The sequence below is a fragment of the Winogradskyella sp. HB-48 genome (genome assembly GCF_049942685.1).
Taxonomy (GTDB): Bacteria; Bacteroidota; Bacteroidia; order Flavobacteriales; family Flavobacteriaceae; genus Winogradskyella.
In genome coordinates this window covers 3148063-3161311 of the sequence record NZ_CP187934.1, presented here as the reverse complement: position 1 = coordinate 3161311, position 13249 = coordinate 3148063, and the positions used below count along the sequence as shown (strand labels likewise).

Below are 13249 nucleotides of genomic sequence, written 5' to 3'. Positions count from 1 at the left end.
GCTGAGCGCAATCAAGCCTAATTTAGTAGATATGAATTTAATACTAAGAGGAAACATCGTAGATATAAAAAACCGAAGCATCTACAAAGGAGAAATCACTATTAGTAATTGTAAAATAGTGTCTATTGAAAAAAAAGACTGCAAAGAAAATCACTACATCTTACCGGGTTTTATAGATGCACATATCCACATCGAAAGCTCCATGTTAGTGCCAAGCGAGTTTGCAAAGGTGGCTGTAAAACATGGTACGGTAGCCACAGTTTCCGATCCACACGAAATAGCCAATGTACTTGGTGTAAAAGGTGTGGAGTTTATGATAGAAAACGGAAAACAAACACCATTCAAATTCAATTTTGGAGCACCAAGTTGTGTGCCAGCCACAAGTTTTGAATCGGCTGGAGCTGTTATAGATTCCGATGAAATTAAAAGCTTAATGGCAAATCCAGATATTAAGTATCTCGCGGAAATGATGAATTATCCTGGAGTCATTTACGACGATGTTGAAGTTTTAAAAAAGATAGAGTGGGCAAAACATTACAACAAGCCAATCGATGGACATGCACCAGGTTTGCGAGGTGAGGATCTAACCAAATATATTTCTGCAGGTATTTCTACCGATCATGAGTGTTTTACCTATGAGGAAGGTATAGAAAAACTTCAAAAAGGCATGAAAGTCATCATAAGAGAAGGTAGTGCTGCCAAAAATTTTGAAGCATTGATAGGCTTGCTAGATGAATATTACCAAAATATGATGTTCTGTAGTGATGATAAGCATCCAGATGATTTATTGGTAGGACATATTAACCAACTTTGTGCCAGAGCTGTAGCCAAGGGCAATGATGTTTTTAAAGTCCTTCAGGCGGCTTGCGTTAATCCTGTGAAACATTACAATTTAGATGTTGGTTTGTTGCAAGTTGGAGATACAGGAGATTGTATTGTGGTTGAAGATTTAAAAGATTTTAAAACTCTACAAACCTATATAAATGGAGAGTTGGTTTATGATTACGGTGAATCTAAAATTAAGCATGTCAACTTCGAAAACTTAAACAACTTCAATACCAACAAAAAAGCGGTTGAAGATTTTAGAGTTGAATCTAATGCGAAGCAAATCCGAGTGATTGAATGTTTAGATGGTGAATTAGTTACTAATGAAATCATTGAAAATACGACTATTAAAGATGGGAATCTAGTCTCAAACACAGAAAACGACATCTTAAAAATGACGGTCGTAAACCGTTATCAAAACGATAGGCCAGCTATGGCGTTTATAAAGAATTTTGGCCTCAAAGAAGGTGCAATTGCGAGTTCCGTTGGTCATGATTCCCACAATATTATTGCGATTGGAGTATCTGATGAGGCTATTTGTAATGCAGCCAATCTTATTATTGAAAATGAAGGTGGCATTTGTGCTGTCAGTGATACACAACAAAAAGTGGTGGCATTGCCAGTTGCAGGTATTATGAGCGATAAAGAAGCCGAAACCATTGGGAAACAATATGCAGATTTAGATAAGATGGCGAAACAAATGGGTAGCAAACTACATGCACCATACATGAGCTTGTCATTTATGGCCTTGTTGGTAATACCATCTTTAAAACTGAGTGATAAAGGTTTGTTTAATGGAGGTAAGTTTGCGTTTACATCCATTGAAGTGTAAATATTTTACTTTTCTTAAGTATTAAATTAATTACTTTTGGAAAAAACTTGTTGGTTATGAAGAATTTATTATTGGTATTAGCCCTGTTAACATTTAGCTTTTGTTTTGGGCAATTAGAGCCAAAACCTTTTGTCACCGTTGGTGGTAGTGGCGATTATACTAATCAGCCTTTTGTGCCACAAGCAAAATTTTCACGTACGCAGACTTTATATTATCCAGAGCAAATTAAGTTTAATGGTGAAATTACAGGATTAAGATTTTTCACTGCATTTTCAAACCCAACAACCTCACCAGCACCCAATACGAGTATTATTGTAAAAATAGGCCATACAACAAAAGAAGAATTTGAGCCTGGTGACGGATTTATTCCAGATAGCGAGTTAACACAAGTCGGCATAATTACTTATTATGCTAATGCTTATGAATGGATTCTTGTTTTTGATCAGTCGTTTACCTATAACGGAGTGGATAATCTTGTTATAGATATTGAAGATATTAATCCTGCAATGTCTAGTAGTGCTTTGGCTGGTTGGCAAGGTACCGAAAATTTTGGAAATCCACCGACCCGAAGCCGAGTTAGTATTACCGAAGAATTTAGTGATGGTTCTATCCAAACGTCCATATTGCTTCAAAATTCTTTTGCAAAAACACGATTCGATGGTAATCTTCAGGTTTGTACTGGTGTCTCGGTTGTAGGTATGGATAATATCACAAATACAAGTGCAGAATTTACAGTCAATGAAAATCCTAATGCCAACCATTACAGATATGTTATTACGGAACTTGGCAATGCCATCCCTGAAACCTACCAAATTACAACACAAGAACAGTTTACGGTATCTGGACTGCAACCTGCAACGGATTATCAAATTCATGTAAAATCTGATTGCGATGCTTTTGGTGTTACAACAGGCTACAATAGTTATAATTTTAGAACTAGACCAAATCAATTAACTATACCTTATATCATAGATTTTGAAGGTGGTTTTAATGACGATTATACAATACCATCATTTGGTGCTGAAATTAATGGTGAAGCAGCCAACAACAGTTCTTATGGTCTGATGTTAAATGGACCAGGTTATCCAACGTTTCTAAACTGGAATGAGTTTGGTGATCCTTACGAAGAAAACCAAGGTTTTATAAGAACATTTTCTATGGATGTTGACTTAACCCAAAACACAATAAGCCCAGTTTTACGATTTGATGTTAACCAAACTGCCGAATCATATTTAAGGGTAAAAATAAAACCATATGCTGATGATTCGGTTTATACAGGCATTGCTGAAGATTTCACATACAATGCCTCTAATACAGAAAATGATTTTAATACCGTAACCATTAATCTTTCAGACTTTGTAGGTGAGGTAGTTACCATTAAGCTGGAACATGTAAGTCGTTCGACCACAAGAAAAACGTATCTCGATAATATTAAATTAGAAGAGAATGCATGTCAAACCATAACTAATATTATGGTTAATGAAACCACAGATGCCATAACCTTATCTTGGGACGCTACAAATTCTGGTAATTACGAGCTTGCTATAGCAGGTTTTGAAGATTATGTTGGTGCTACATACAGTACCACAACAGCCAATTCTTTCACATTTTCTAATTTAGAGGTAGCAAAACCTTATAAATTATTTGTTAGAAATAAATGTGTTTCTGGAGACTCGCCCTGGCAAAGGATATATGCTTCAACAAACCCTAATTATTTACCTGTTGGTTTCGATCAACCATTTAATAACGCTACTTTTTCTAATGGATATTTCAGTGTTATCAACAGCGAATCTTCAAACGCAGACGTTATATCGTACTTCTTATCGAATGTGTTTACATTATACCAAAGATTCTCAAATGCAGAATGGGTTGGTGATACCTCTACAACAGAAGCTCAAGCTTGGGATGATAATTCGGACTTTTTGACTGGATTAAAGTTTGTTATAGATGGTTCTTCAATTTCTAGCGCAAGCATTTCTTTAGATTTCAAGATGTTCCATCATTATAGCAGTGTGCCTAATCATTCTTGGTTTAGAATAATGGTCAACGGTGCTCAATATGGAGCAAGCTATAACCCAACAACTAAAAATTCAGATCCTAATACTATAATTAACATTGATTTAGATCCTTATCTAGGTGGTGATATTCAAATAGAATTACAACAGGTAGGTCGCTATCTTGGTGATTTTTCTCTAGGTACAGCAAGTGGAGATGGTACTGCACTTTTTAATTTATCCTATAATGCAACGCTTTCAGTTGATGAATTTGGCTTAGACGAATTTCAGATATATCCTAATCCATCAAAGGATTATGTAATGCTAGAAGGTCTCACTGGTTTTGGCACGATTTCAATATTCGACGCAAACGGTAGATGTTTAAACAAAATGGAAATATCAACATCGGATTTTAGCTTAGATATTTCAAATCTTTCTAAAGGTGTTTATTTTATAGAAATAAAATTTGGTGAATCTAAAGTAACAAAGAAATTTATAAAGAATTAATCAATAAATTTAGATTGCTAATTAATATTTAAAACCTTATGACCTAAACACCATAAGGTTTTTTTGTGTCGGTAATTAACATTTTCTTCAAACTTTTGTATGATTTTAAAAGATTATCTTTAAACCTTTAAAAAAAACCAGCCTAAATATGATTAAGAATTTTACCCTTGTTTTATTTCTGTTTTTAGCTTTAGTCAGTTGTAAAGAAGAAAAGCATCAAGCTCTCGAAAATCCTGAAACTGAAAAAGTAGAAGACACTTTTGTTAAGGATAACTATACCAAAAAAGAGGTGATGATTACCATGAGAGATGGTATTAAATTGCATACTACCATTTATTCGCCAAAAGATACGTCTAAGACCTACCCAATCTTAATGATGCGTACGCCTTATAGTTGTCGACCCTATGGTGAGGATAGCTATAGAAGTAAGGTTGGACCCAACAAATATCTGATGGAAGAAGGAAATATTATGGTGTACCAAGATGTACGTGGCCGTTGGAATAGTGAAGGGGTTTACGATAATATGCGTGCTTACATTCCAAACAAATCAGGAAATGAAACAGACGAAGCAAGTGATACTTACGATACAATAGAATGGTTAATCAATAATGTTGAAAATAATAATGGCAAGGTTGGTACATATGGTATTTCGTATCCTGGATTTTATGCCACCTATTCGCTTTTAGATGCCCACCCAGCATTAAAGGCAGTTTCTCCACAAGCTTGTATTGGGGATTTCTTTTTTGATGACTTTATCCATAATGGTGCCTATTTGCTGAGTTATTGGAGAGCGACTTCAGTTTTTGGTTATATGAAAGATACACCTACTACTGAATCTTGGTATGAATTCCCAGATATAGGTACCGAAGATCAGCACCAATTTTTCTTGGATCATATGCCGTTAAGTAAATTAAACAAGTTTTATGACAGTACAAATGTCTTTATGGAACAATTAAAAACACATGTGACTTATGATGATTTCTGGAAGAGTAGAGGCATTATTCAGCATTTAAAAGACATAAAACCTGCAACAATGATTGTAGGTGGTCAATTTGATGCTGAGGATTTGTATGGTCCTTATAATACCTATGAAAGCATTGAAAACAATAGTGATAATTATAATACAATTGTTTTTGGTCCTTGGAGTCATGGAGATTGGGCAAGAAATTCTGAAAGACAAGTTATTGGTAATATTCATTTTGGTGATAGTATTTCGGATTATTTTCAAAAGGAAATAGAAACTAAATTTTTTAATCATTTCTTAAAAGGTGAAGGAGATGGTAAAACAGGATTACCAGAAGCGCATATGTTTAATACTGGTACAAAAGAATGGCAGTCTTTTGAAAGTTGGCCACCACAAAATACGGTTAAAGAAAGTTACTTTTTACAACCCTACGAGCGTTTAACACAACGTGCTACGAGAAATATAGCAACATCAGATTTTATAAGTGATCCAAAAAAACCTGTACCTTATACCGAAGACATCAAGGTGGTTTTTACGCCTCGAAAATTCATGACGGACGACCAGCGTTTTGCGTCTAGACGTCCAGATGTCTTGACTTTTGAAACTGAAATCTTAGAGGAGGATATCACGCTTGCAGGCGATATCTTAGCAAAGTTAAACGTATCAACTACAGGAACTGCAGCCGATTGGATTGTAAAAGTAATAGATGTATTTCCTGCAGATACTGAGAATACAGAAGATGTACAAGACCACTTAAAATTAAGCAATTATCATATGATGGTGCGAAGCGAAGTCTTACGTGGTCGCTTTAGAAATAGTATGGAAACACCAGAGCCTTTTGTACCAAATCAAAAAACAGCAGTGAATATTAAGTTGCAAGATGTATTTCACACCTTTAAAAAAGGACATAAGATTCAAGTGCAGGTACAAAGTACATTTTTTCCTTACATAGATGCTAATCCACAAACTTATGTAGATAATATTTTTGAAGCTAAAGAGGAAGATTTTATCGCGCAGACTCATAAAGTATTTAATGATTCGTCTATTGAGTTTACAGTTTTAAAATAAATGTGAAATATTTTAGAATGTCACACTGAGCGTAGGTCACTGAGCGAAGTCGAAGTGAGTAGGAGTGCAATCCTAATCCAGGAAATTTGTATCAAGAAGTTTTTATTATAAAGTTTCAGATGGTTCTCGATACTAATTTTACACTTTTATGAGTGTAAAATTCACTCGAACTGACACAAACTACCTAGTAACAAAGAATGCCAATAATAGAATCCACATACAAACCACCATTTTGGGCAAAGAAAAGCTTTGTGTCTACTGTATTTTCAGGATTAGCTAGAACAGTGAGCAATGTGGAGCAAACAAGAGAACGTATTGAGCTAAAGGATGGTGACTTTATAGATGTGGATTGGAGTTATACTGAACAACCTTCAAAAAAAGTAATTATATTATTGCACGGTTTAGAAGGTCATGCACAACGACCGTATGTTACAGGCACAGCAAAATTATTCAACCAAAATGGGGTAGATGCTTGTGCTGTAAATTTTAGAGGTTGTAGTGGTGAGCCTAACCGCTTATTCAGAAGTTACCATTCTGGTGCTACAGAAGATTTGGATGCCGTTATTAACCATGTTTTAGGGAAAGACAAATACAGCGACATTTATATAAAAGGCATTAGTCTTGGTGCAAATATGGCTCTAAAGTATGTAGGCGAGCGGAACAACTTACCAAAAGAATTAAAAGGAATCGTAGCAGTCTCGTCACCATGCTATTTAAAAGGTTCTTGTGATGCGTTGATGAGTTTGAAAAATAGACACTATGCCATCAGGTTTTTGGCGCATCTTAAAGACAAATTAAAGCCTAAGTTAGAACAGTTTCCGCAAGATATTTCAATTGCTGATTTTAATTCCATAAAAACCTTAATCGATTTTGATGATGTCTACACATCAAAGGCTCATGGATTTAAGAATGCTTTAGATTATTACGAGCAAGCTAGCAGTTTGCAATATCTACCGAGCATTACCATTCCAGCACTAATTATCAATTCGCTTAACGATTCATTTCTCTCAGCAGAATGTTATCCTGTTAAGGAAGCAAAACAAAATCCTAATCTTTATCTCGAAATGCCAAAGTACGGTGGACATGTTGGGTTTATTGACAAAGGAAATGTGTATTATAACGAGAAACGAGCTTTGGGGTTTGTAAATCAACTTTAATTTGTAGATTTATCCAAATCGATCATTTATGCTCAAAAAAGTTTTTGGAAGTGCCGTTTTTGGTGTCGAAGCTACAACAATAACCGTTGAAGTAAATGTGGATCAAGGTGTAGGATATCATTTGGTCGGGCTTCCTGATAATGCAATAAAAGAAAGCAATTACCGTATTGCGGCAGCCTTGCAAAATAACGGTTACAGAATTCCGGGAAAGAAGATTACCATTAATATGGCACCAGCCGATTTGCGGAAAGAAGGTTCAGCTTATGATCTAACTCTAGCAGTAGGAATTTTAGCAGCATCTAATCAAATTAAAGCAGAAAACTTAGACGAGTATCTCATAATGGGAGAGTTGTCATTAGATGGTAGTTTACAACCTATAAAAGGAGCATTACCAATTGCGGTAAAGGCCAGAGAGGAAGGGTTTAAGGGTTTCATTTTACCAAGCCAGAATGCCAAAGAAGCTGCAATAGTTAATGATTTAAAGGTTTATGGTGTCGACAATATAAAACAGGTTATTGATTATTTTGATAAAGGTGAAAACTTAGAGCAAACCATCATCAATACACGAGAGGAATTTTATAAAAATCTCGATTTCCCAGAATTCGATTTTGCAGATGTCAAAGGCCAAGAAAGCATCAAACGTTGTATGGAAATTGCAGCAGCTGGTGGTCATAATATCATTCTGATTGGTCCACCAGGTTCTGGTAAAACCATGTTGGCAAAGCGTTTGCCAAGTATTTTACCACCAATGACATTGCATGAAGCATTAGAAACGACTAAAATTCATTCAGTAGTTGGTCGTGTAAAAGATCATACTGGCTTGATGGCACAACGACCTTTTAGAAGTCCTCATCATACCATATCAAACGTCGCCTTAGTCGGAGGTGGAAGTTATCCACAACCAGGTGAAATTTCCTTATCGCATAATGGAGTTTTGTTTTTAGATGAATTGCCAGAGTTTAAGCGCGAAGTTCTCGAAGTAATGCGTCAACCGTTGGAAGATAGGGAAGTAACGATTTCCAGAGCAAAGTTTACAGTCACCTATCCAAGTTCGTTTATGTTGGTAGCCAGTATGAATCCCAGTCCTGGTGGTTATTTTAATGATCCTGATGCACCTGTAACGTCTAGTCCTGCAGAAATGCAACGCTATTTGAGTAAGATTTCTGGACCTTTGTTAGATCGCATCGATATTCATATTGAAGTGACTCCTGTACCTTTTGAAAAACTTTCCGATAATAGAAAAGGCGAATCTTCAGTAGAGATTAGAAAACGTGTTACTGCTGCCAGGGAATTGCAAACCAAACGATTTGAAGTCTTAGAAAACGTGCATTACAATGCCCAAATGAATACGAAACAGATACGAGAGTACTGTAAGCTGGACGAAGGCTCTTTAGAATTACTTAAATCAGCTATGGAACGCCTAAACCTTTCCGCTAGAGCATACGACAGAATCTTAAAAGTATCAAGAACCATTGCAGATTTAGAAGGTTCAGAAGATGTAACTGGATCTCATATTAGCGAAGCTATTCAATATAGAAGTTTGGATCGTGAAGGTTGGTTGGGATAAACTCGGTTATGCTTTTATTGTTAAAATTCTACCATGATGAAATATTTTTCCATTAATAATAGCTTAAATGAAAAGATTATGGGGCATCTTCCCCAAGTCAAAGAGGTAGTCCATAATTGTCATATTTCAGATAATCCAAATTTTATAGATAGATTTCCATTTGAAAAAATTGAGGTAAATCCCATTCTCTCAAATGCTGTCTTATATTCCAAGTCAAATCAAACAGATTTAATCCATACAAGCAGTATAGGTTTCTCTTATGGATCTATGCTAATTAATGATAAGTTTAAAACCATTTTAGAACAGTTTAATTGTTTTGGAATTCAGTTTTATTCAACATATATAATTCATAAAGAAAAGAAAATAGATAACTATTGGCAAACTCACATTTATGATATTCCATATGATTTTATAGATTTTACAAATACAGCCCTTTTATTAAAATATAGAGATGAGAACGGAAAACCCATCCAAAATTATTTGGAAAGAGTTTCTAATAAGGAAGAATTTTTAAATATGGTTGAAATCATGAAATACCCTAAAATGTTATTTCTTAAAAATATTTCCTTTGTTAAGGAAATGGATATAGATTATTTCTTTCTTCGAAATTATGAAAGTGCAAGTTTAGGAATTGTATCTGAAAAACTGAAAAATGAAATAGAGGAACAAAAAATTACTGGAATTGAGTTTAGACCAATTGATGTTAGCCTAAATGATTGGCTTGGTTCAAATGGTTTGAGGGAAAAAATTTATGGTCGTATTCCCCAAATGAGACCTGACGGAAGTATTAGAAAATAAGTCGATTCAAATACTCTTATAGATTTGAAAAAAAGTCTTACAACTTGATTGAATTTGTAATTTTTCAAAAATCACTGCAACCTTTTGTGTTTTTTTCATCTTATAAGAAAACCAATATTATGAAGCATAAAATTTTACCTTTAGTTCTTTTTGTTGCAATGTGTTTGCAATTAACCAGTTGTAACAATGATGATGGAATGCTAGATACTGTTGCTGTAACAGTTCCGTTAATAAAATCTAAATCCGAAATTAGAAATTCAATAGCAATTACAGATGCTCAACCCACAAATTCTGACGGTAAAATTTATGTTTACACGGATTTGTTGTTCTACATCGCCCAGAATTCTGGCATCCATATTTTTAATAATCAAAATCCTGCATCACCAGTAAACTTAGCATTCATTCAATTAGAAGGTGTTAATGATATTTCGGTAAAGAACAATATTCTTTATGCAGATAATTACATGGACTTGGTGGTATTTGATATAAGTAATTTGTCAAATATTCAATTGGTTAATACAGAAGAGGACATGTTGCCATATTATGCTGCATTTCCAAACGATGTCGCCTACTATCAAGACAATGTTTATCCAACTTCAGAAGACGAATTCATAGCAGGTTATGCCACAATACAAATGGAAAGAGTGATAGCTGATAACGACCCAAACATATACAATTGGAATGACGATATTTTTTGGGGTTGGGAAAATTTTGATGGAGCTGTTGCTGCAAATGAAGTTGGTGTTGGAGGCTCTTATGCTAAGTTTCAGATTTTTAATAATGCTTTGTATACTCTAAATGATTACTCATTATTAACTTTTGATATTAGTAATTATAACAATATAACCCAAGTTTCAGAAACTTGGATGGAAGGCTGGTTTGGTGGTGCAGTGTTGGAAACTACCTTTATCAGAAAAGATTACATGTTTATTGGTGCTACAAACGGTATGCATATTGTAGGTTTACAGGATGAATTTAATCCAGCTTACACATCATCATTTCTACATGCAACAGGTTGTGATCCTGTAGTTGTTGAGGAAAATACTGCTTACATCACGATTAGAGGTGGCAATAGTTGTGGAGCTATAGAAGATCAAGTAAATGTTATAGATGTTTCAGATATCACTTCTCCTGTAGAGTACTCTACCTATTTTTTATCTAACCCATATGGTTTGGGAATTAAGGATAATATTCTATATGTGTGTAATGATAATGGTATTAATGTTTTTAATGCAGCAAATCCTAGTGATATAGTCTTAGAGAATACTTATAATGTAGACTCAAAAGATGTTATTCCGCTTTCATCACATCTTATATCAGTTGGTGAAAATATAATCCATCAGTTTAGTTACACGGATAACTTCGGGTTAGAGCTTATAGGGACTATTCAATTTTAGAATTAAAGTTACATTAACTTTAACTTGTTGTAAATCTCTAAATATGAAATGGTTATTTGTTTGTTTAATTGTAATTATTAATAAATTTATAACATACCAGCAAACATATAGATTATACCAACTTGGACAATAAACTTCGGATACTCATACAAAAATGTATTCAGAAAGATAGGGAAGGGCAGCGCGAATTATACACGCTGCTTTCGCCTATCCTGTATGGTATTTGTCTAAAATATATGAAAAATAAAACCGAAGCTGATGATGTTTTTCAAGATGCATTCATAGCCCTTTTTCAAAAGATAGGTCAGTATCAATTCAAGGGAAGTTTTGAAGGTTGGGCTAAAAGGATATTTGTAAATGAGGCTTTAGAGGTTTTACGAAAAAAACAACGTCAGTTACATGTTGCTATAAATAATGAAATTCAGGTTGAAGATACCCATGAAGACAACAATGAAAATCGCAGTGTTTCTGTGTCTCAAAATGAATTGCTAGAGCATATACAACAGTTGCCAGATAATTACAGAATGATTTTCAACCTGTTTGTATTTGAAGGCTATAGCCATAAGGAAATATCTGAAAAGTTGAATATGGCAGAAGGGACATCCAAGTCATTATTAAGCAGGGCAAAAAATCTGTTAAGGTTAAAAATCAATGAGGAAACAAGTAAAAAAGTATCATGAAGAAGGATGATATTGAAGAAATATACAGCGAATTAAAGTCCTTCACTAAGGAACCTCCAAAAGAATTGTGGGACAATATTGAGGCTAGATTACATCCCAAAAAGAAGCGGAGAGGTGCCTTTTGGTTTTGGGGCTCAGCAGCGGCAATTTTAGTGCTAATGCTAGGGTATGTGTTTAGACCAACTAATGTCGAAGTGGAAACACCAATAAGTGAACCTGCGAAAGAAATTAGCGATACAAAACAATATGAAAATGGAGCAAGTATATTGGAACCAGATTCCAAAAAAAATAATGAAGGAATTGTTACAAATGAAACCAGTAAAGATTCTACTGAAAGAGAATCAAAGGATACAAATGAAGCTTTAAAAAAAGCATTACAAAACAGTAAATTAGCAGATAGAGACTATTCAGATAATAAGAATCAAAATAAAAGTAGAGAGAAGTCAGGTATACAGGATTTAAAGGAAAAATTAAGCAACACAAGTGAAATAGCTAATGCTACTAATAACTACGCTCAAAATAGTGAACAAGAAAGAAATCTCAAGAATAATGAGCTTATTCCAGATTTACAAAACGATAATAAAAGTTTAATAGATAATGCTAAAGAAACCAAAATTGTCGCAGTAGATTCATTAATAAAAGAGAATGCAGAGGCAAAGCTAGATTTGTATAAAGAATTAATGGCAGAAAATAATAATGAAAAGGATTCTATAAATACAGATGTTGCTAACAGTTCAAAATGGTCTGTTGAGGTTTTAGGTGGTTTGTCTAACACAGCTTCTGATGCTTCTTTTCAGGGAACAGCTTTAAGCACAAGTGCTCAAAATGATTTTGTTTATAGCTTTAAAGTTGGATATGCCATCTCAGATAAACTATTGATTAAAACAGGAGTTGGTAAAAATATATTAGGCCAGCAAATTAATAATATTGCTTATGCTAGTACAGATGGATCGCTTGCTTCAGATGGAGGCCAAGCTATAGTTAGTGATGAGTCTTTGGTGTTTTTCGGGTCTTCATCAGAATTTGCTAGTAATGATGGGACATCCACTGAATTTACTGATAATGGCACTTTACAGCAACAGCTCGATTATGTTCAGGTGCCATTAGAAGTTTTCTATAAGTTCCTTGCAAAGGAAAAGTACGATATTTCAATGGGTGTTGGAGGTAATGTCAACTTTATTACAAATAACAGAGCTTATCTAAATGATGAAGAAATAGGTGAAAATATTGGAGTTGTGAATACTGTTTTTGGCGCTACGCTAAACACTAATGTATCTTATAAACTAACAGAAAAAACACTGTTATTTATAGAGCCAAGCTACAACTACTTTCAGAAACCGATAAGTAATAACGCTCAAGACTTTAAAAATACTCAGTTGAGAGTGTTGTTTGGCTTGCAGCTAAAACTCTAGTTTAAAGGCTTTCAAGTCTAACTTTACTTTTATTATATATTTTAGTGA

At 34.4% G+C, this 13249-nt stretch carries 9 protein-coding genes; all 9 read left to right on the top strand.

All coding sequences use genetic code 11. The annotated features are described in order from the left end of the window. Positions 1-31 precede the first annotated feature (31 nt). The 9 genes from ade to ACPX19_RS14110 all read left to right on the top strand — a co-directional run bounded on the left by ade (position 32) and on the right by ACPX19_RS14110 (position 13201). Positions 32-1657: an adenine deaminase gene (gene ade, locus ACPX19_RS14150; RefSeq protein ID WP_426430684.1), complete on the top strand. Its 1626-nt coding sequence runs from the start codon at positions 32-34 to the stop codon at positions 1655-1657. A 56-nt stretch (positions 1658-1713) separates the two neighbouring features. Continuing rightward, positions 1714-4158: a T9SS type A sorting domain-containing protein gene (locus ACPX19_RS14145; protein WP_426430683.1), complete on the top strand. Its 2445-nt coding sequence runs from the start codon at positions 1714-1716 to the stop codon at positions 4156-4158. A gap of 148 nt (positions 4159-4306) precedes the next feature. Continuing rightward, positions 4307-6190 (top strand): CocE/NonD family hydrolase, encoded by a 1884-nt coding sequence (locus tag ACPX19_RS14140; RefSeq protein WP_426430682.1) that lies wholly within the window; start codon positions 4307-4309, stop codon positions 6188-6190. 197 nt (positions 6191-6387) lie between these two features. Next, entirely contained in the window at positions 6388-7347 is a 960-nt protein-coding gene (locus ACPX19_RS14135; protein ID WP_426430681.1) for a YheT family hydrolase, read from the top strand. A gap of 28 nt (positions 7348-7375) precedes the next feature. After that, complete coding sequence (locus ACPX19_RS14130; RefSeq protein WP_426430680.1) at positions 7376-8914, top strand: YifB family Mg chelatase-like AAA ATPase; 1539 nt, start codon at positions 7376-7378, stop codon at positions 8912-8914. A 33-nt stretch (positions 8915-8947) separates the two neighbouring features. Further along, positions 8948-9712, top strand: a complete 765-nt coding sequence (locus ACPX19_RS14125; RefSeq protein ID WP_426430679.1) for an imm11 family protein — start codon at positions 8948-8950, stop codon at positions 9710-9712. A gap of 119 nt (positions 9713-9831) precedes the next feature. Beyond that, on the top strand, positions 9832-11109 hold the full coding sequence (locus ACPX19_RS14120; protein ID WP_426430678.1) for an LVIVD repeat-containing protein: 1278 nt from the start codon (positions 9832-9834) through the stop codon (positions 11107-11109). Positions 11110-11231: 122 nt separating this feature from the next. Further along, positions 11232-11789: an RNA polymerase sigma factor gene (locus ACPX19_RS14115; RefSeq protein WP_426430677.1), complete on the top strand. Its 558-nt coding sequence runs from the start codon at positions 11232-11234 to the stop codon at positions 11787-11789. Then, positions 11786-13201, top strand: a complete 1416-nt coding sequence (locus tag ACPX19_RS14110; RefSeq protein WP_426430676.1) for a hypothetical protein — start codon at positions 11786-11788, stop codon at positions 13199-13201. Before ACPX19_RS14115 ends, ACPX19_RS14110 begins: the two co-directional genes overlap by 4 nt. Positions 13202-13249: the final 48 nt, after the last annotated feature.

Excerpts from the sequence above, each read along its gene's own strand:
- ACPX19_RS14135 (WP_426430681.1), top strand. The coding sequence starts at position 6,388 with ATGCCAATAATAGAATCCACATACAAACCACCATTTTGGGCAAAGAAA.
- ACPX19_RS14145 (WP_426430683.1), top strand. The coding sequence starts at position 1,714 with ATGAAGAATTTATTATTGGTATTAGCCCTGTTAACATTTAGCTTTTGT.
- ACPX19_RS14130 (WP_426430680.1), top strand. The coding sequence starts at position 7,376 with ATGCTCAAAAAAGTTTTTGGAAGTGCCGTTTTTGGTGTCGAAGCTACA.
- ACPX19_RS14140 (WP_426430682.1), top strand. The coding sequence starts at position 4,307 with ATGATTAAGAATTTTACCCTTGTTTTATTTCTGTTTTTAGCTTTAGTC.
- ade (WP_426430684.1), top strand. The coding sequence starts at position 32 with ATGAATTTAATACTAAGAGGAAACATCGTAGATATAAAAAACCGAAGC.
- ACPX19_RS14110 (WP_426430676.1), top strand. The coding sequence starts at position 11,786 with ATGAAGAAGGATGATATTGAAGAAATATACAGCGAATTAAAGTCCTTC.
- ACPX19_RS14125 (WP_426430679.1), top strand. The coding sequence starts at position 8,948 with ATGATGAAATATTTTTCCATTAATAATAGCTTAAATGAAAAGATTATG.
- ACPX19_RS14120 (WP_426430678.1), top strand. The coding sequence starts at position 9,832 with ATGAAGCATAAAATTTTACCTTTAGTTCTTTTTGTTGCAATGTGTTTG.